Origin of the sequence: Allobosea sp. NPDC003192 (genome assembly GCF_050275675.1) — a bacterium.
Classification (GTDB): Bacteria; Pseudomonadota; Alphaproteobacteria; order Rhizobiales; family Beijerinckiaceae; genus Allobosea.
In genome coordinates this window covers 210,305-229,056 of the sequence record NZ_JBNNPK010000003.1, presented here as the reverse complement: position 1 = coordinate 229,056, position 18,752 = coordinate 210,305, and the positions used below count along the sequence as shown (strand labels likewise).

General features: G+C 66.7%; 19 protein-coding genes. 7 read left to right on the top strand and 12 right to left on the bottom strand.

The window, feature by feature from the left end:
• The first annotated feature begins 1 nt into the window (after window position 1).
• The 5 genes from ACQKLX_RS06275 to ACQKLX_RS06255 all read left to right on the top strand — a co-directional run bounded on the left by ACQKLX_RS06275 (window position 2) and on the right by ACQKLX_RS06255 (window position 4,904).
• Window positions 2-1,096 carry an ABC transporter ATP-binding protein gene (locus ACQKLX_RS06275; protein WP_427360476.1) on the top strand — a complete coding sequence of 365 codons (1,095 nt, stop codon included), beginning with the start codon at window positions 2-4 and terminating at the stop codon, window positions 1,094-1,096.
• Window positions 1,093-1,992, top strand: coding sequence for a carbohydrate ABC transporter permease (locus tag ACQKLX_RS06270; protein WP_427360474.1), 900 nt, complete (start codon window positions 1,093-1,095; stop codon window positions 1,990-1,992). The genes ACQKLX_RS06275 and ACQKLX_RS06270 overlap by 4 nt, the downstream gene beginning before the upstream one ends.
• Entirely contained in the window at window positions 1,992-2,789 is a 798-nt protein-coding gene (locus ACQKLX_RS06265; protein ID WP_427360473.1) for a carbohydrate ABC transporter permease, read from the top strand. The genes ACQKLX_RS06270 and ACQKLX_RS06265 overlap by 1 nt, the downstream gene beginning before the upstream one ends.
• Window positions 2,789-3,067: a DUF2160 domain-containing protein gene (locus tag ACQKLX_RS06260; RefSeq protein ID WP_427360472.1), complete on the top strand. Its 279-nt coding sequence runs from the start codon at window positions 2,789-2,791 to the stop codon at window positions 3,065-3,067. Before ACQKLX_RS06265 ends, ACQKLX_RS06260 begins: the two co-directional genes overlap by 1 nt.
• Before the next feature lie 79 nt (window positions 3,068-3,146).
• Entirely contained in the window at window positions 3,147-4,904 is a 1,758-nt protein-coding gene (locus ACQKLX_RS06255) for an ABC transporter substrate-binding protein (protein ID WP_427360471.1), read from the top strand.
• A 92-nt stretch (window positions 4,905-4,996) separates the two neighbouring features.
• Here the strand turns inward: ACQKLX_RS06255 and ACQKLX_RS06250 are convergent, their stop codons facing one another.
• Together ACQKLX_RS06250 and ACQKLX_RS06245 are read right to left on the bottom strand one after the other, a co-directional pair.
• Window positions 4,997-5,401, bottom strand: a complete 405-nt coding sequence (locus ACQKLX_RS06250; protein WP_427360470.1) for a VOC family protein — start codon at window positions 5,399-5,401, stop codon at window positions 4,997-4,999.
• A gap of 69 nt (window positions 5,402-5,470) precedes the next feature.
• Window positions 5,471-5,935: a MarR family winged helix-turn-helix transcriptional regulator gene (locus ACQKLX_RS06245; protein WP_427360468.1), complete on the bottom strand. Its 465-nt coding sequence runs from the start codon at window positions 5,933-5,935 to the stop codon at window positions 5,471-5,473.
• A 68-nt stretch (window positions 5,936-6,003) separates the two neighbouring features.
• Here ACQKLX_RS06245 and ACQKLX_RS06240 point away from each other — a divergent pair, with 68 nt between their 5' ends.
• Entirely contained in the window at window positions 6,004-6,735 is a 732-nt protein-coding gene (locus ACQKLX_RS06240; RefSeq protein WP_427360466.1) for a DUF899 domain-containing protein, read from the top strand.
• A gap of 138 nt (window positions 6,736-6,873) precedes the next feature.
• Here ACQKLX_RS06240 and rfbB read toward each other — a convergent pair whose 3' ends face one another.
• The 7 genes from rfbB to ACQKLX_RS06205 all read right to left on the bottom strand — a co-directional run bounded on the left by rfbB (window position 6,874) and on the right by ACQKLX_RS06205 (window position 14,961).
• The gene (gene rfbB / locus ACQKLX_RS06235) at window positions 6,874-7,929 is read right to left on the bottom strand and encodes a dTDP-glucose 4,6-dehydratase (protein WP_427360464.1); all 1,056 of its coding nucleotides are present in this window, start codon (window positions 7,927-7,929) and stop codon (window positions 6,874-6,876) included.
• The gene (gene rfbC / locus ACQKLX_RS06230) at window positions 7,926-8,504 is read right to left on the bottom strand and encodes a dTDP-4-dehydrorhamnose 3,5-epimerase (RefSeq protein ID WP_427360462.1); all 579 of its coding nucleotides are present in this window, start codon (window positions 8,502-8,504) and stop codon (window positions 7,926-7,928) included. The genes rfbB and rfbC overlap by 4 nt, the downstream gene beginning before the upstream one ends.
• Window positions 8,505-8,709: 205 nt before the next feature.
• Complete coding sequence (locus tag ACQKLX_RS06225) at window positions 8,710-9,831, bottom strand: anhydro-N-acetylmuramic acid kinase (protein WP_427360460.1); 1,122 nt, start codon at window positions 9,829-9,831, stop codon at window positions 8,710-8,712.
• Between the two features lie 67 nt (window positions 9,832-9,898).
• Window positions 9,899-10,120: a hypothetical protein gene (locus tag ACQKLX_RS06220; protein WP_427360458.1), complete on the bottom strand. Its 222-nt coding sequence runs from the start codon at window positions 10,118-10,120 to the stop codon at window positions 9,899-9,901.
• A 96-nt stretch (window positions 10,121-10,216) separates the two neighbouring features.
• Window positions 10,217-11,800, bottom strand: a complete 1,584-nt coding sequence (locus tag ACQKLX_RS06215) for an ABC transporter substrate-binding protein (RefSeq protein WP_427360456.1) — start codon at window positions 11,798-11,800, stop codon at window positions 10,217-10,219.
• 54 nt (window positions 11,801-11,854) lie between these two features.
• Window positions 11,855-13,438 carry an ABC transporter substrate-binding protein gene (locus tag ACQKLX_RS06210; protein ID WP_427360454.1) on the bottom strand — a complete coding sequence of 528 codons (1,584 nt, stop codon included), beginning with the start codon at window positions 13,436-13,438 and terminating at the stop codon, window positions 11,855-11,857.
• Window positions 13,435-14,961: a serine hydrolase domain-containing protein gene (locus ACQKLX_RS06205; RefSeq protein WP_427360452.1), complete on the bottom strand. Its 1,527-nt coding sequence runs from the start codon at window positions 14,959-14,961 to the stop codon at window positions 13,435-13,437. The genes ACQKLX_RS06210 and ACQKLX_RS06205 overlap by 4 nt, the downstream gene beginning before the upstream one ends.
• 355 nt (window positions 14,962-15,316) lie before the next feature.
• On the opposite strand from ACQKLX_RS06205, the gene ACQKLX_RS06200 reads away from it, so the two are divergent.
• Window positions 15,317-15,511: a hypothetical protein gene (locus tag ACQKLX_RS06200; protein WP_427360450.1), complete on the top strand. Its 195-nt coding sequence runs from the start codon at window positions 15,317-15,319 to the stop codon at window positions 15,509-15,511.
• Window positions 15,512-15,517: 6 nt separating this feature from the next.
• On the opposite strand, the gene ACQKLX_RS06195 is transcribed toward ACQKLX_RS06200, so the two are convergent.
• From ACQKLX_RS06195 to ACQKLX_RS06185, 3 genes are all read right to left on the bottom strand, one after another.
• Window positions 15,518-16,804 (bottom strand): four-carbon acid sugar kinase family protein, encoded by a 1,287-nt coding sequence (locus ACQKLX_RS06195; protein WP_427360448.1) that lies wholly within the window; start codon window positions 16,802-16,804, stop codon window positions 15,518-15,520.
• A gap of 2 nt (window positions 16,805-16,806) precedes the next feature.
• Complete coding sequence (locus ACQKLX_RS06190; RefSeq protein WP_427360446.1) at window positions 16,807-18,081, bottom strand: ribulose-bisphosphate carboxylase large subunit family protein; 1,275 nt, start codon at window positions 18,079-18,081, stop codon at window positions 16,807-16,809.
• A gap of 127 nt (window positions 18,082-18,208) precedes the next feature.
• Window positions 18,209-18,748, bottom strand: a complete 540-nt coding sequence (locus ACQKLX_RS06185) for a VOC family protein (protein ID WP_427360444.1) — start codon at window positions 18,746-18,748, stop codon at window positions 18,209-18,211.
• Between the last annotated feature and the right edge of the window lie 4 nt (window positions 18,749-18,752).

Genomic DNA, 18,752 nt, shown 5'->3' with positions numbered 1-18,752 from the left:
CATGGCCAGGATCACGCTCGACAAGCTGGCCCATTCCTACAAGCCCGACCCGCAGGGCCCGCAGGACTATGCCCTGCGCGAGGTCGACCATGTCTGGCGCCAGGGCGGCGCCTATGCCCTGCTCGGCCCCTCCGGCTGCGGCAAGACCACGCTGCTCAACATCATCTCCGGCCTCGTCGTGCCGACGCGCGGGCGCATCCTGTTCGACGACAAGGACGTGACGCAATTGCCGACCGAGGCGCGCAACATCGCCCAGGTCTTCCAGTTCCCGGTCGTCTACGACACGATGACGGTGCGCGAGAACCTCGCCTTCCCGCTGAAGAACCGGGGCGTCGCGCGGCCCGAGATCGACGCCCGCGTCACCGAGATCGCCGGCCTGCTCGACCTCACCTCGGCGCTCGACCGCAAGGCGAGCCGGCTCGGCGCCGACGCCAAGCAGAAGATCTCGCTCGGGCGCGGGTTGGTCCGACCCGACGTCGCCGCGATCCTGTTCGACGAGCCGCTCACCGTCATCGACCCGCATCTGAAATGGCAATTGCGCTCGATGCTGAAGGAGCTGCACCGCAAGCTCGACCTCACCATGATCTACGTCACCCACGACCAGACGGAGGCGCTGACCTTCGCCGATACGGTGGTGGTGATGCATGATGGCGGCGTCGTGCAGACCGGCACGCCGGAAGAGCTGTTCCAGCACCCGGCCCACACCTTCGTCGGCCATTTCATCGGCTCGCCCGGCATGAACGTACTGCCCTGCAAGGTCGAGGGCGCGCAGGCGAGCCTCGCCGGGCAGGAGATCGCGCTGGCGAGGCACTATCCTTCGCTCACCGGCAAGGTCGAGCTCGGCATCCGGCCGGAATATGCGGTGCTTGCCCCACGCGGCGCCGGGCTGCCGGTCAGGATCAGCAGGATCGACGATATCGGCCGGGCCCGCATCGCCCGCGTCGAGCTCGACGGCCTCAAGCTCGCCGCGAGCGTGCCGGAAGGCGCGAGCTTCGACGGCGATCAGGCGGCTCTCGCGCTGCAGGCCGGCCAGATCCACATCTACAGCGACGGCCATCTGGTGAAGGGCGAAGCACTGCCGGGAGGCCAGCCATGAAGCCGGTCAACCAAAAGGCCTGGCTGCTGGTCCTGCCGGTGCTGCTGATCGTCGCCTTCTCGGCGGTGATCCCGCTGATGACGGTGGTGAACTATTCGGTCCAGGATTCCTTCGGCAACAACCAGTTCTTCTGGAACGGCGTCGGCTGGTTCGCCGAACTGCTCGATCCCAAGAGCGATCTCGGCTCGCGCTTCTACGACTCGCTCTGGCGCAACCTCGCCTTCTCCGCGATCATTTTGGCCATCGAGATTCCCCTCGGCATCCTGGTCGCGCTGTCGATGCCGCGCCAGGGCTGGACTGTCTCCGCCACCCTCGTCCTGATGGCGTTGCCGCTGCTGATCCCGTGGAACGTGGTCGGCACGATCTGGCAGATCTTCGCGCGCGGCGACATCGGCCTGTTCGGCGCGGCGGTGAACGGCCTCGGCATCGACTACAACTATGTCGCCAACCCGGTCGCGGCCTGGGTCACCATCATCGTGATGGATGTCTGGCACTGGACCTCGCTGGTGGCGCTGCTCTGCTATGCCGGCCTGAAATCGATCCCGGACGCCTATTATCAGGCGGCGCGTATCGATGGCGCCTCGCGCTGGGCCGTGTTCCGCACCATCCAGCTGCCGAAGATGAACCGCGTGCTTCTGATCGCCGTGCTGCTGCGCTTCATGGACTCGTTCATGATCTACACCGAGCCCTTCGTCGTCACCGGTGGCGGCCCCGGCAATTCGACGACCTTCCTCTCGATCGAACTGGTGAAGCTCGCGCTGGGCCAGTTCGACCTCGGCAAGGCCGCGGCGCTCTCGATCGTCTACAACCTGATCATCCTCGCGGTCTGCTGGGTGTTCTACACGGTGATGACCACGGCCGATGCGCGGGCCGACTCGGAAGCGGGGAGGGGCTGATGCGCGGCGGCCGGCTGATCCTTGCCCTCTACCTCATCGCGCTGATGTTGCCGATCTACTGGCTCGTCAACATGAGCTTCAAGACCAACACCGAGATCACCAGCCAGCTGACGCTCTGGCCGCATCGCTTCACGATCGACAATTACGTCAAGATCTTCACCGACCCGAGCTGGTATTCCGGCTACATCAACTCGCTGCAATACGTCGCGCTGAACACGCTGCTCTCGCTCGCCTTCGCGCTGCCGGCGGCCTACGCCTTCTCGCGCTACCGCTTCCTCGGCGACAAGCACCTGTTCTTCTGGCTGCTGTCGAACCGGATGGCGCCGCCGGCGGTGTTCGCCCTGCCCTTCTTCAATCTCTATTCGGCGATCGGCCTGTTCGATACGCCGCTCGCGGTCGCCCTCGCCCACTGCCTGTTCAACGTGCCGCTGGCGGTCTGGATTCTCGAAGGCTTCATGTCCGGCGTGCCGCGCGAAATCGACGAGACCGCGGCGATCGACGGCTATTCCTTCCCGCGCTTCTTTACGAAGATATTCATGCCGTTGATCGCGTCGGGCATCGGCGTCGCCGCCTTCTTCTGCTTCATGTTCTCCTGGGTCGAGCTCCTGCTGGCGCGCACGCTGACCAGCGTCAGCGCCAAGCCGATCGCGGCGACCATGACCCGCACCGTCTCGGCCGCCGGCATGGACTGGGGCGTGCTCGCGGCAGCCGGCGTGCTGACCCTGATCCCCGGCGCGCTCGTGATCTGGTTCGTGCGCAACTACATCGCCAAGGGCTTCGCCCTGGGGAGGGTGTGATGGAACTCGCCTGGATGGCCTGGACCTGGCAGACCGGCGTCTTCTTCGCCGGGATCGCCAGCCTGCTCCTGATCCTGACCCTGCTCGCGATCTTCCGGCCCGAGACCGAGCGGGTCGGCGTGCTCGGCATCGCCACCACCCGCGGTGACCGGCTGTTCATCTCGCTGCTCGGCAGCGCCTTCATTCACCTCGCCTGGCTCGGCCTCGTCGGCCAGCCGCTGTGGTGGGCTTCCGGCCTCGCGCTCCTCTACGCCGCAGCGGTGTTCCGCTTCGTCTGAGAGGGGCTCGAGCCCAACAACAAGAAACGACCGGCCCCAATAAAGGGGCGGCAACCCTAGGGAACATCGGAGGACAACGATGACGACGCTCAAGACGAATCTCTCCTGCCTCGCCGGCGCCAGCCTGTTCGCGCTGACGCTCGCCGCCGGGCCGGCCCTCGCCGGCCCCGAGGAGGCACGCAAATGGATCGACAGCGAGTTCCAGCCCTCGACGCTCTCCAAGGAGGAGCAGCAGAAGGAGATGGAGTGGTTCATCAATGCGGCGAAGCCCTTCGCCGGCATGGAGATCAACATCGTCTCGGAGACGATCACCACGCATGAATACGAGGCCAAGACCTTGGCCAAGGCCTTCAGCGAGATCACCGGCATCAAGCTGACGCACGACCTGATCCAGGAAGGCGACGTGGTCGAGAAGATCCAGACGCAGATGCAGTCCGGCAAGAACATCTACGATGGCTGGATCAACGACTCCGATCTGATCGGCACGCATTTCCGCTACAAGCAGGCGACCAACCTGACCGACTGGATGGCCGGCCCGGGCAAGGACGTCACCAATCCGCAGCTCGACATCGACGACTTCATCGGCAAGTCCTTCGGCACCGGGCCGGACGGCAAGCTCTACCAGCTCCCCGTCCAGCAGTTCGCGAACCTGTACTGGTTCCGCTACGACTGGTTCCAGCGCGCCGACCTCAAGGAGAAGTTCAAGGCCAAATACGGCTACGAACTCGGCGTGCCCGTGAACTGGTCGGCCTATGAGGACATCGCCGAGTTCTTCACCAACGACGTCAAGGAAATCGACGGCACCAAGGTCTTCGGCCATATGGACTATGGCAAGAAGGATCCCTCGCTCGGCTGGCGCTTCACCGACGCCTGGCTCTCCATGGCCGGCAATGGCGACAAGGGCATCCCGAACGGCCTGCCGGTCGACGAATGGGGCATCCGGATGGAGGGCTGCCGCCCGGTCGGCTCCGCGGTCGAGCGCGGCGGCGACACCAACGGCCCGGCGGCGGTCTACTCGATCACCAAATATGTCGACTGGCTGAAGAAATACGCCCCGCCGCAGGCTCAGGGCATGACCTTCGGCGAGTCCGGCCCGGTGCCGGCGCAGGGAAGCATCGCCCAGCAGATCTTCTGGTACACCGCCTTCACCGCCGACATGGTCAAGCCCGGCCTGCCGGTGATGAGCGCCGACGGCAAGCCGAAATGGCGGATGGCTCCCTCGCCCAAGGGCGCCTACTGGAAGGACGGCATGAAGCTCGGCTACCAGGACGCCGGCTCGGCGACGCTGCTGAACTCGACCCCGGTCGAGCGCCGCAAGGCGGCCTGGCTCTATCTGCAGTTCATCGTCTCCAAGACGGTCAGCCTGAAGAAGAGCCATGTCGGCCTGACCTTCATCCGCGAGAGCGACATCTGGGACAAGAGCTTCACCGAGCGCGCTCCGCAGCTCGGCGGGCTGATCGAGTTCTACCGCTCGCCGGCGCGCGTGCAGTGGACCCCGACCGGCAACAACGTCCCGGACTATCCGCGCCTCGCCCAGCTCTGGTGGCAGAACATCGGCGACGCCTCCTCCGGCGCCAAGACGCCGCAGGCGGCGATGGATGCGCTCGCGGCGGCGCAGGACTCGGTGATGGAGCGCCTGGAGCGCTCCGGCGTGCAGGGTGATTGCGGACCGAAGCTCAATCCGCGCACCACGGCGGAAGAGTGGTTCGCCAAGGCCGAGAAGGCCGGCACGCTGGCGCCGCAGCGCAAGCTCGCCAATGAGAAGCCGAAGGGCGAAACGATCGATTACGACACGCTGATCAAGAGCTGGCCAGCGTCTCCCCCCAAGCGCAGCTGAGCCCCCTCCTCCCGGCTCGGAAGCGCGAAAGGGGCGCGGCAGCAATGCCGCGCCCCCGAATTTTATCGACATCACGGTCGATCAGTCGGCGGTTATGCCTGCACCGCGCCCGGATCCATCCACATCACGCCCCAGGCGTGGCCGTCGAGATCCAGGAAGCTGTGATCGTACATGAAGCCGTAATCGGTCGGCTCGTCAGTAGTCGTGCCGCCGGCGGCGAGCGCAGCCGTGACGATCGCGTCGACCGCCTCGCGGCTCTCGCGCGAGAGCGTGAGCAAGACCTGCAGTGCTTGGCTGGTGTCGGCGATCGGCTTCGGCGAGAAGCTTTTGAACTTCTCATGGGTCAGCAGCATCACGAAGATGGTGTCGCTGATCACCATGCAGGCTGCCGTGTCATCGGTGAATTGCGGGTTGAAGGAGAAGCCGAGCGCTCCGAAGAAGGCCATCGACTTCCTGAGGTCCTGCACCGGCAGATTGACGAAGATCATCTGGGGCATGTTGTGCTCCTTGGGTCGGCACCGTCTTTGTGGATGCGATGGCCAATGGGCCGGGGCGATGTGGCGCGGCTATGACACGGCCTGGAGCGCTTGCCTCAGTTGAACCGGTTCGATGTCGGTGAGGCGGGCATCGACCTCGTCATGCGTGCGCTGCCAGATCGGCATGGCCTTCGCCAGCAGGGCAATTCCCTCCGGCGTAATTGCCAGGAGCCGGCTGCGGCGGTCCTTCTCGCCGGAGGTCACGGTGACGAGGCCGCGGCGCTCCAGCGGCTTCAACGCCGCGGTCAACGTCGTCCGGTCCATGCCGAGGAGGTTGGCGACCGGGCCGATCGGCGGCGGTTCCGGCCGGTTCAGCGACATCAGGAGGGAGAATTGCTGATTGGTCAGGTCGACCGGGCGCAAGGCCTCGTCGAACAATCGCGCCAGCGCCCGCGCCGCGCGCTGGACATGCAGGCACAGGCAATGGTCGCGCACATGCAGCGTCGTGGCGAAGGGAAGGAGGGATTCGAGCGGTGCTTCCAGTGATTTTGACATCGTTCAGATATGTTGATATCAACGCATTCAATTTAGGCTGAGGGGCTGGATGCTGCAAGGAGGCGATGATGGAGCATCAGGTGGTTTCCCGTTCCGAATGGCTGGATGCGCGAAAAGCCCTGCTCGCCCGCGAGAAGGAGTTCACCCGGCTGCGCGACGAGATCAATGCCGAGCGGCTGGCTCTGCCCTGGGTCAAGGTCGATGAGGCATACGTCTTCGACACGCCTACCGGGAAGAAGACGCTGGCCGAGCTGTTCGACGGCCGCAGCCAGCTGGTGGTCTATCATTTCATGTTCGGTCCGGATTGGGAGGCGGGCTGCCCCGGCTGCTCCTTCATGGCCGACCATTTCGACGGCACGCTGGCGCATCTCAATAACCACGACGTCACGCTGGTCATGGTCTCTCGTGCGCCGCTCGACAAGATCAAGGCCTACAAGGCGCGCATGGGCTGGACCGTGCCCTGGGTGTCGTCCTTCGGCAGTGAGTTCAACTTCGATTATCAGGCCTCCTTCACAAAGGAGGAGCTCGCCCAGGGCGCGGTGCTCTACAACTTCGCCCGCACGCCGTCGGAGCAGGCCCATGACGAATTGCCCGGGCTGAGCTCCTTCATCCGCGACGAGAACGGCGAGGTCTTCCACACCTATTCGGGCTATGCCCGCGGCGGTGAGGAGATGCTGGCGACGCTGATGATCCTCGACCGCGCCCCGAAGGGCCGCAACGAGGATTCGACGCTGAGCTTCGTCAAGCGTCATGACGAGTACGAGGACCAGCCGAAAACTCACGCCTGCTGCGCCGCCTGAGGCCGCAGCGAGCCAGACCACGCGCATAGGGTCGGTGGGATGCCCGCTTCCGCAAGGGACCGGGCTTGGGGCGCGTGTTTGTTTCGATGATCGACGCGGGCCGGCCGCTTTGCTGAGGCCGACCCCTTACCAGACAGCTCAACCGGCCCCGAGCCGCTCGCCGCGGTAGATGCCGGAGCGGATCCGGCTCCACCAGTCGCGGTTTTCCAGGTACCAGGCGACCGTCTTGCGCAGCCCGCTCTCGAAGCTCTCCTGCGGCCGCCAGCCAAGCTCGCGCTCGATCTTGGAGGCATCGATCGCATAGCGCTGGTCATGGCCCGGCCGATCAGCGACGAAGCGGATCAGCCTTTCGCGCGGGCCGATCGTGGCATCGGGCGCGAGCTCGTCCATCAGCGCGCAGATCGCCTTCACCACCTGAAGATTGCTGCGCTCGGCCGAGCCGCCGACATTGTAGCTCTCGCCGATCCGTCCGCTTTCGGCGATCAAGGCGAGCGCGCGGGCATGGTCCTCGACATGCAGCCAGTCGCGGACATTGGCGCCGGAGCCGTAGACCGGCAGGTCCTTGCCTTCGAGCGCGTTGAGGATCATCAGCGGGATCAGCTTCTCGGGGAAGTGATAGGGCCCGTAATTGTTCGAACAGTTCGAGAGCACAACCGGCAGGCCGTAGGTATGGTGCCAGGCCCGCGCCAAATGGTCGGAGGCCGCCTTGGAGGCCGAATAGGGCGAGTTCGGCTGGTAGGGCGAGGTCTCGCTGAACAGCCCGTCCTCGCCGAGCGAGCCGAAGACCTCGTCGGTCGAGATCTGGTGGAAGCGGAAGCCGGCCTGCCCGGCCGGCAGCAGCGTGCGCCAATGCCGCAGCGCCTCCTGCAGCAGCACGAAGGAGCCGACGATATTGGTTTCGATGAAGGCCGCCGGCCCGTCGATCGAGCGATCGACATGGCTCTCGGCGGCGAGGTGCATGACGATGTCGGGGCGGAACTCGGCGAAAGCCTGCCGCATCGCGGCTTGGTCGCCGATATCGGCCTGGACGAAGGCGAGGCGCGGATCGTTCGAGACGGGTTCGAGATTGTCGCGGTTGCCGGCATAGGTCAGCTTATCGACGACCAGCACCTGATGCGGCGTCTGCCGGATCAGATGGCGCACCACGGCCGAGCCGATGAAACCGGCGCCGCCGGTGACGAGATAGCGCTTCATGGCTGAGCCTTGTAGCGGAACGGGCTGGCGAAACCGGCAAAGCCGGGCAGGTTCGTATCCTTGCCCGAGAGCTGTGCCTCCGACCCGGCGACCGGCCAGTCGATCGCGAGCTCGGGGTCGTTCCAGGCGATGCCGCCTTCCGTTTCCGGGGCGTAGGGGCCATCGACCTTGTAGGTGACCTCGGTGCCGGGTTCGAGCGTGCAGAAGCCATGGGCGAAACCGCGCGGCACGAAGAGCTGTTCGCTCCCATCGGCGGTGAGCGTCGTCGCGCACCATCTGCCGTAGCTCGGCGACCCCGCGCGAATATCGACGGCAACATCGAGAATCGCGCCCTTCAGCACACGGACCAGCTTGGCCTGCGCCGCCGGCGGCGCCTGGAAATGCAGGCCCCGCACCACACCCCGCGCCGCGGAAAGCGACTGGTTGTCCTGGACGAAAGCTGCGTCGATGCCGGCCGCCGCGAAAGCCTCCTGGCTCCAGGTCTCCATGAAGTAGCCGCGCGCATCGCCGAATTTCTTCGGCCTGATCAGCACGACGGCCGGGATGGCGAGGGGCTCGAAGGCGAAGTTGCTCATGCTTCTCCAATCAGCTGTGCGGTAGTTCTCTGCCGCTCAGCCTCCTTGGTCGTCCCGGGCGACCGCAGGGAGACCCGGGACCCATTCCGGAACCTCTTTCGGAAAGGGTCCAGCATGGATCCCGGATCGGCGCGGCTTCGCCGCTTGTCCGGGACGACCCGCAATGGGTCGGTCGCAGGTTTCAAACTATCGCAGCGCCACCCTGTCAACGCCCGGGTGCGATCCGTCCGCCCGTCATCGGCTCCGCGACGCCGGTTGTCAGCGGGAACGAGATCGGCAGGCCGGCCTTACGGCGCATGGCCAGGAAGGCGAAGCATTCCGCCTCGATCGCATCGCCGCGCCAGCGGACGGCCTCGGCCGGGACAGCCTCGGTGCCGGTGCGGGCATTGAGCGCCGCCATGATCGCGGGATTGCGCCGTCCGCCGCCGCAGACGATCAGCCTTTCCGGCCGGACCGGGAGCAGGTCGAGCCCACGCCCGACCGCACCGGCGGTGAAGGCGGTCAGCGTCGCTGCCCCGTCTTCGAAGGAGAGCCCCTCGGCCATGGCGGCAGTGAAGTCATAGCGATCGAGCGATTTCGGATAGGGCGCAAAGAGATAAGGGTGCTCGAGCAGGCGCTCGAGCCGGGCTTCGTCGACCGTGCCGGCAAGCGAGAAGGCGCCGTCGCGATCCATCTCGCCCCTGCCGTGCTGCTTGATCCAGTCGTTGAGCGGTGCATTGCCCGGCCCGGTGTCGAAGGCGAGCACGGTTTCGGCGTCGGCAAAGGCGCTGAGATTGCCGACGCCGCCGAGATTGAGCACCGCCGTCTCCTGACCGGCTCCGAGGCTTCGCATCAGCGCAGCATGATAGCTCGCGACGAGCGGCGCGCCCTGGCCGCCGGCGCGGACATCGGCGGTGCGGAAATCATAGACGACGTCGATGCCAAGCTGCTTCGCCATCAGCGCGCCGTCGCCGAGCTGGCGGGTATCGCCCTTGCGTTCCCTGGTCGGGGCGCGGTGCAGTACGGTCTGGCCATGGAAGCCGATGGCCGCGACCTCGCCGGCGGCGATGCCCTCGGCGGCAAGGAACTCGGCGACGGCTTCGCCCTGCGCCAGCGTCAGGGCACGCTCGGCCTCAGCGAAGACCGCAGGCTCCGGCCCTTCGAAACGCCAAACCATCGCCGCCTGCACGGCCTCCGCCAGCAGATCGCGCACGACCTGGCGATAGGGCGAAAGCCGCCACGGCCCGAACTCGGCGACAGCCGCACCGTCAGTCCGGATCGCGGCGATGTCGATATTGCCGTCGAGGACCGTTCCGGTCATCAGGCCGATCGCCCAGGCTGGCTGCATGCGCGGGTTCTCCATCGCGCCCTTTGGCGAAGCTGTCAGACGCTACATGCCGCTGGAGCGATTGCGGTCAACCGGCCCGCAGCGCCGCGTCAAACGCATCCTGCAGCATCTGCCGGCATTGCCTGGCCTGCTCGCGGCTAGGCTCGTGCAGGATGTGCGGGGTGATGTCGGCGAGGTCGCGCAGGGCGAAATCGATCGCCGACATCAGATCGAGCGCATCGCCGTCATGCTCGACGACCGGCGGCTTCAACCGGAACTGCAAGACCTGACCCATCGAGACCTGACCCATTACGCTCTCACGAGACTAGAAGGCGAATCGTTTCCTTGAGTCTCGTCCGCAACCGGTCAGGAACCGGTTAACGCCCGATATTTGCTCTGGCCGGCCTCACTTCTTCTCGACGTTCCAGAACAGCATCACCGGAGCAGCCAACACGCCCGAGACAGTGGCGCGCCTGGCATAGGGCTGGTCGAACTGGCCGAGCACGCGATAGGGCTGCATCTCGGCCAGGCGCTTGTGCAGAGCCTCGACCGCCGCCTTGCGGGCGGCATCGTCGGGTGCGTCGACCACGGCGCCGCGCAGCTTCTCGGCCTCGGCATCGCAGGGCCAGCCGGCCCAGGCCTTCTCGCAGGCCATGTTGGTGCCGATATTGGTCATCGGCGACTGCATGGTCGCGCCCGAGGCATAGGTCACGAACAGGTTCCAGCCGCCCTGCTCCGGCGGGCTCTTGTTCTGCTGGCGGGTGGTGACGGTGCCCCAGTCGGAGAACTGGACGTCGACGTTGACGCCGGCCTTCTTCAGTTGGGCGGCGGCGACCTCGGCCATGCGGCCGATCGCAGCGATGTCGTTGCTGGTGGTCAGGACCAGCTTCTCGCCCTTGTAGCCGGCCTCCGCCAGCAATTGCTTCGCCTTCTCCAGATCGGGCTTGGCGTAAGCTTCGGTGCCGGCCTGCGTGCCGTTGGGCGCACCGCAGATGAAATAGGCAGCGCAGCGCTTCCACCATTCCTCATCACCGAAACCGCCAGCCAAAAACTCGGCCTGATCGGTGGCATAGGCCAAAGCGAGCCGTGCCTTCGGGTTGTTGAACGGCGGATGCAGGCTGTTCGGCCGCAGCATCACCTGGTTGGCGAGGTTGGAATAGCGCTCGACCTTGACGTCCTTCGCCGCGGCGACCACCGGGATCAGGTCCTGGCTCGGCTGTTCCCAGATGTCGATCTCACCGGTCTGCAGGGCGGCCGCCGCAGTCGCGGCATCCGGCATGATCAGCCATTCGACGCGGTCGACCTTGACGACGCGCCCGCCGGCAAGCCCGTCGGCCGGCTCGGAGCGCGGCACGTAATCCGGGTTCCTGTCGTAGACGACCTTGGCGCCGCTGCGCCATTCGGCCCGGTTGAACTTGAACGGGCCGGAGCCGATCGTCTCGGTCACCGGCTTCATCGGGTCGGTCGTGGCGTCAGCCTCGCGCATGATCACCGGGATCTGACCGACCGCCGAGCCGAGCGCGAACGGAACCAGCGCCATCGGCTTCTTCAGCTTGAGCACGAAGGTCTTGTCGTCCTTGGCTTCCATGCCCTCGGTGTATTCGCCGAGCTTGCCGCCGATGGTGTCGCGCTTCATCCAGCGCGTCAGCGAGGCGATCACGTCGCGTGTCGTCACCGACTGGCCATCATGGAACTTGAGGCCCCGTCGCAGCGTGAAGGTCCAGGACAGGCCGTCGGGCGCCGTCGAGAAGCTCTCCACCATCTGCGGCTTCGGCTGGAGATTGGCGTCCCAGGCGAACAGGGTCTCATAGATCATCAGCCCGTGCATGCGGGTGATCACGATCGAAGCGGCGACCGGGTCGAGCGTCTTGAGGTCGGCATGCGGCGCAACGCGCAGGACGTTCTTCGGCGCCGGCTGCGCCTGCACGCCGGCACCGAGCAGCAGTGCAGTCATGCCGACAAGCGTCGCGACAAGGCGGGAACGGATCATGGCTGGCCTCCCTCGATATGATTGAACGCAGGATGCGAGGCGCCGGAAGCGCCCTCACTGTTTCTCGATGTTCCAGAACAGCATGACAGGCGCCGCCAACACGCCCGCGACATTGGCACGCCGCGCATAGGGCTGCACGAACTGGCCGAGCACGCGATAGGGCTGAACCTCGGCAAGGTGCCGGTGCAGGGTCTCGACCGCGGCCTTGCGGGCGGCATCGTCGGGTGCGTCGACCACCGCGCCGCGCAACTTCTCGGTCTGCGCATCGCAGGCCCAGCCCGCCCAGGCCTTCTCGCAGGCCATGTTGGTGCCGACATTGGTCAATGGCGACTGCATGGTCGCGCCGGGAATGGTGGTAACGAACAGGTTCCAGCCGGCACGGCCGGGCGCACTGCGGTTCTGCTGGCGCGTCGCCACCGTGCCCCAATCGGAGAATTGCAGATCGATGTTGAAGCCGGCCTTGCGCAGGCTGTCGGCCGCGACCTCGGCCATGCGGCCGATCGAGGGAATGTCCATGCTCGACATCAGCGCCAAAGGCTCGCCCTTGTAGCCGCTCTCCGCCAGCAGCTGCTTGGCCTTGGCGAGGTCGGGCTTGGCGTAGCCCTCGGCGCCGGCCTGCGTGCCGTTCGGACCGCCGCAGATGAAATAGGAATTGCAGCGTTGCCACCATTCCTCGTCGCCGAAGCCGCCGGCCAGGAACTCGGCCTGGTCGGTGGCATAGGCCAAAGCGAGCCGCGCCTTGGGATTGTCGAAGGGCGGGTAGAGATGGTTGGGCCGCAGCAGCGCCTGGTCCGGCAGGCTGGCATAGCGCTCGACCTTGACCTCCTTCGTCGCCGAGATCATCGGCACGAGGTCCTGGCTCGGCTGTTCCCAGATGTCGATCTCGCCGGTCTGCAGCGCCGCAGCTGCGGTCGCCGGATCGGGCATGATCAGCCACTCGACGCGGTCGACCTTGACGATCCTCCCGCCGGCGAGACCATCGGCCGGTTCGGAGCGCGGCACGTAGTCCGGATTCCTGTCGTAGACGACCTTGGCGCCGCTGCGCCATTCCTCGCGATTGAACCTGAAGGGGCCGGAGCCGATCGCCTCGGTGATCGGCTTCAGCGGATCGCTCGCCGCATCGCTCTCGCGCATGATCGCAGGGATGTTGCCGACGGCCGAGCCGAGCGCAAACGGCACCAGCGCCATCGGCTTCTTGAGCTTGAGCTGGAAGGTCCGGTCATCGACCCCCGTCATGGCTTCCGTGTACTCGCCGAGCTTGCCGCCGATCGTGTCGCGCGCCATCCAGCGCTTCAGCGAGGCGATGACGTCGCGCGTCGTCACCGGCTGGCCGTCATGGAACTTGAGATCCGGACGCAGCGTGAACGTCCAGCTGAGCTTGTCGTCCGAGGTCGAGAAGCTCTCGACCATCTGCGGCTTGGGCTGAAGGTTCGAGTCCCAGGCGAACAGGGTCTCGTAGATCATCAGCCCGTGCATGCGGGTGATCAGCACCGAAGCCGCGACCGGATCGAGCGTCTTTAAATCGGCATGCGGCGCGACGCGGAGCACGTTTTTCGGGCTAGGCTGTGCCTGCGCGCCGGTAGCGAGTGTCAGAGCGGCTGCGCCGACAAGTGCGGCAGCGAGACGGGATCGGATCATGACCGGCTTTCTTGGTCGATGCGGCTGAAGTGCAGGATGCGCGAGCGGTGGCCGGCGAGCCGCAGACTCCCGTCCGGCTGCAGCCACAAGCAAGGCCGGTGCCGCCAGGGGCCGTGCCCGAGATCGGCCAATGCCCGCCCGCCGGGCAGCGGCATCAGCCTTGTCTCCCGGCCGATCGTCCCGGCCCAGGGCCAGGATGTCGCGCCATCGGCGTGGATCGCGATCTCGATGCCGAGCCGTTCATCGCGCCAGCGCCCGACGAGGCGTTCGTCGAGTCTCGTCTCGGCTGGCACCGGCAGCAGCCGATGCGCCAAGCCGCCGATCTTGCCTGCGAGTGCGCCATCGGCCTCGGTCCTCAATCTGATGTCGAGATAGGCAGGCAGACTGCGCAGCCCGCCCTCCCCATCCGAGACGAGCTTCTCATAGCCGCCCATGAAGCTGATCGCGCCGCCCGTGAACTCAGCCCAGAACGGCCCCTCCTCGGCCGCGTAGAGCCCGGCCGGCAGGTTCTCCGGCTCGCCCGGCAGGCTCTCGCCGGTCAGTGCCGCCAGCACGCGCAAAGCGGGCCAGAGCGCATCCTCCTCGCGATTGGTCAGCAAGACCACACCGACGCCCTGCTCCGGAGCCAGCAGCATGTGGTTGCGATAGCCCGTCAGCGAGCCGCCATGGCCGATGATCGGGGTATCGCCGAGCTTGGTCATGACCAGGCCGAGCCGGTAGAGGCTCTCGCTGCCATCGCTGAACTGTCGTGGCGCGGCGAGCCGGTCGAGCAGACCGGCATAGGGTTCGCGCCCGGCCATCAGGCCCGCCGCCCAGCGCGCAAGCCCGGCCGCGCTGCCGGCCGTGCCGCCGGAAGCCGAGAAGTTGAAGCCGTAGAAGCCGCGCCGCCAGCCTTGCCCGTCATGCCAGTAGCCGGTCGCCAGTCCAGGGACGACCTCGCTCTCGTCGGAGACGAAGCGGATCGGCACTGCAGCCGGCGTCATCAGGTCTTCGATCAGCTGCGCTGCGCTTTTGCCGGTCCGGCGCTCGAGGATGACCTGCGCCAGTCGCCAGCCGGTGTTGGAATAGGCCATCTCGGTGCCGGGCTCAGCGTTGAGGCCAGGCAGGCGACAGGCGGCGGTGAAGACCTCAGCGGCAGAGAGGCTCGCTGTGAAGGGCGTGCCCTGCTGCCAGAGAGCCTCCATCATGTCGGGCAGCGCCCCGGTCATGTCGAGCGCCCGGCAGAGCGGGACCGCGCCCAGAGCCTCCGGCAGCTCCGGGATGAAACTGCCGAGCGTTTCGTCCAGAGGCACGCCTTCGCGCAGCAGCACGGCAGCACAGATGTGCTTGCTGATCGAGGCCAGCCGGTTCTGCGTGTCGGGTGTAAAGGGCAGGCGGTGCTCGATCACGGCGAAGCCGCCGCTGGCGCTCTCGCGTACGCCGTGGCTGTCGAACAGCACGATGGCGCCCCCCGGCCCGCCTTGCCGTGTCCAGGGTTCAGCAATCGCCTGGGCCTCTGCCCGCCCCTTCGTCCAGTCGACCATGCGCTTTTCTCTCCGGCGACCCGTCCCGAATGGAACTGTCGCGGATAAGTGGCCGGCTAGGCAATCCTTCCGGCCATGCGTTGGCGTTCGGCCCCCTCGTCATGAAAGTGGCACAATCACTGGTCGATCCTGCCGTCGCGCGCCCGCGCGGCGGCGAGCTGGACCGTGGCCCGGCCTTGCTGGAGACTGCGGATTTGATGAAGGCATATTGAGGAGGCGAATTGATATGAAACGCGGGTTTTTCATTGCCGGAGCCATCGGTCTCGCGGGAATCGCGGCAGGTTGTTCGCAGCCGCAGCGCTTCGGCGCTCCGCCTCCCGGCTTGGCGCCCAGCCCCGCACCCGGCGCGACCGCGATGACGAAGCGAATCAGCAGCGACGGCGCCGGTGGCTTGCAATTGCCGGACGGGACGCGCGTCCAGACCGACCAGAGCGGCGGCTTCAGCCTGCCCAATGGCGCCTATGTCCGGCGCGACCGCTCCGGCGCCCTCAACTTGCCGAACGGCTCGCGCTGCGTGCCGGACAATCAGGGCGGCTACGTCTGCCCCTGAGGCGGCTCAGCCCGTCTCGGCGACACGGTTGAAGAAGTCGGGCGTGCCCATCTGGCCGCCCTTCAGCACGATATCGAGGCCGTCGAGCCTCGCATCGTCGCTATGGGCGCGGCAGAGCGGCGCGCCCGGCGTGCAGGGCGAGCGATAGGACAGGCCCCAGAGGTCGAGCGCGCGAATCGCGGATGTCGAGGTGTCGCCGCCGGCGACTACCAGCCGCGCGACCTTCACCTCGTTCATGATCGCGCGCAGCAACGCACCGGTCGCGGCCGCGACTTTGCCGGTCTCGGCGGGGGTGCCGGCCGGCTTGTCAGTGATCAGCATGACGTTGCGTTGCGCAAGGCGAGCGAGCGCCTCGGTGCCCAATGCTTCGAGGTAAGCGGGTTCGCTGGTCAGTCGCCCCGGATCGATCGCGATCCTGTCATAGCCCTCAGCGAGGTCGACCTGGGCGCGGGTCACGGGTGAGAGGCTACCGACGAGAGCCAGCAGATTGCCGCCGGAAGCGGAGCGCGCGAGCTTCGGCATCTTGGGCTGCGCAGCCCGTGGAAAGCCGGCGAAAGCCTGCGCCACCGAGCTCGCACCGATCGCGAGCATTGGCCCGGGGCTCATGCGCTCGCGCAGCAGGGCGCCGACTGCCGCAAGATCGGAGGCGCTCGAGACGTCGAAGAGCACGGCTTCAGGCTCTCCAGCCAGCGCGGCGTCGAGGGCCAGCCCAGCCCCCTCGCCTTCATGGCTGCGATAGTCGACGAGGGCGACGCGCTCCAGTCCTTGCGCAGCCAGATGCCTCCGCAGATCGGCTTCGCCCATTGGCGTCACCGGGTGGACGCTCATGGTCGGATGGCGGTCGATGCGGTGGACCGTGCCGCCCGCTCCCGCCGCGGCGAAGAGATTGCCGAACAGGCAGTAGCGGCCGAGATTGGGCTGGCCGCCGATCACCGGCAGCAGCGGATTGGGGAAATGCGGCCGCAAGGCGCGCGCCGCCGCGCCGAGGCTGCCGATTTCGGGCGCACTGTCGAAGGTCGAGCAGCATTTGTAGTGCAGCAGGCCGATGCCGAGCGCGGCGAAGAAGCGTCCGGCCTCGTCCAGCTCCCGCGCCATGGCCTCCGGCGCCATCGCGCGTGTCGCGCCGGCGATGCCGACCGCGTCGAGCGGACCGGCGCTGGCGAGTTGCGCCGGCGTCGGGAACCGCAGGAAAAGCAGAGCGCGCTGGCCAGCTTCCGCCAATGTGGCGAGCGTGTCGGTGGCGCCGGTGAAGTCGTCGCCATACCAGCCGTAGCGGGGGGCTTCGTTCGCCATGCTCAGCCGCTGCCCTTGCCGAAGAAGGCGAGTGCCTGTGCGAGCTCGTCATGCTCCTTCGCAGCCTCGCTCAGCGGCACGCCGGCTGCGACTGCCTGCCAGGCCTGGCGGATGCTGGCGACGCCCGCCGCCGGTCCGCCGGGGTGGGCGAGGATGCCGCCGCCGGCCATGAACAGCAGATCGTCATGGCCGATCGCATCCCAGGTCGGTTGCGCCGTGCCGGCCCATTGCCCGGAGGAGAAGGCCGGCAGCACGCGATCGTCGATGCCATCCGTCAGCGGCGTCACGCAGTCCTTGGCCGAGGTCACGACCTCGTCGTCTTCCTGCGCGAATTTGCCCTGCAGGCCATGCACATGCATGTGGTCGACGCCGGCGAGCCGCCACAGGGTCTGATAGGCCTGGAAGCCGATGCCGAGCAGCGGATGACGCGAGAGCGCGCCAAAGCCGTTGCGATGGCCGTGCAGCGCAAGACTGGTCGAGCGCCGCAAAGTCTCGACCGCCGAAAAGCCGCACCAGTTCAGGCTGACCATGACGCAGGAGCCGCCCTCGCGCTCGACCAGCTCGGCATGGCGGCGCATCTGGTCGGTCTCGGCGCTGATGTTGAAGGCGACCATCACCGCCTTGCCGGTGCGATCCTGATGACGGCGCACCGCCGCCATCACCGCCGGGACGCGCTGGGCCAGCGGCGCATGCACCGGATCGGCGCAGATCTCGTCGTCCTTGATGAAGTCGAGCCCGGCGGCGCAGAGTCGGCCGACCAGCTCGGCGGTCTCATAGGGGCGCAGGCCGACATTGGGCTTGATGATCGAGCCGATCATCGGGCCACGCATGACGCCGGTCGCCCGGCGGGTGCCGGCGATACCGCGCGCCGGCAGCGGGAAGAGGCGGCGATAGGCGGCCGGCAAGGCCATGCTCTCGAGCCGGAGCCCCGTGACCTCGCCGAGATCGAACAGGTTGCCGGCGACGATCGAGGCTAGCGTCGGCAGGTTGGCGCCGACATTGTCGACCGGGAACGAGAGCGTGATCCGGGCGCGCCGCCACGGTCCGTCGACGCCCTTCCGCGCCAGCCAGGCATTGGGCAGGCTCGGCTCGGCGGCGCTGTTCAGCTCCTCGACCGCGATGACGGTTGCGCGGGTGCGGTCGCGCAGCTCGTCGGTCTCGCCGGCGACGCGGGTGAAGGTACCGCTCGACTGCTCGCCGGCCATCACCTCCGCGACCTTGCGGGGATCGAGCGGCGTCTCGATCAGATAGGTGGCTTCGAACCGTTCAGCAGCCATCGTCATTTTCCAAAGCCCCGCCCGTCATTGCGAGCGTAGCGAAACAATCCAGGAGGTCTCGCGCAATCCTTCTGGATTGCTTCATCGGCTTCGCCTCCTCGCAATGACGAGAGGTCGCCATGGTCGCTCAGAGCTTGCTGAGGTCCGGAAACGGCCGGACCGGGTCCTTGCCGTCCCAAGTCTCGGCCGCTTCGCGGATCAACCGGAACATCTCGCCCTTGGGGCCGGCGACCTCGGAGAGCTCGATCACCGTGCCGGGATGGTAATGCGTATCGAAATAGATGAAGCGGCCGCGCTCGCCGACCTCGCCGGACATCACGGGCTTGAAGCCCTCGGCGAGAAGCCGCTCCAGATCGGCATCATAGTCCGAGGTCCAGTAGGCGACATGCTGCAGGCCGCTATAGCCGGCATCGGTGAAATCCTTGTACATGGACGGCACCGCATTGCGGCACTGGATCAATTCGATCTGCAGCGGCCCGGAATTGGCGAGCGCAACCGAGTTGTGCGGCTCGTAGGCCTCGCCCTTGTAGCGGTAGTTCCTGATCGGGACTTTCGGATTGTAGAAGAACGGCCCGACGCCGAGCACCCGGCTCCAATAGTCCATCGCCGCCTCGATATCGGGGACGACATAGCCGGCCTGACGGATCTGGCCAAAATGACGGCTCATGGGT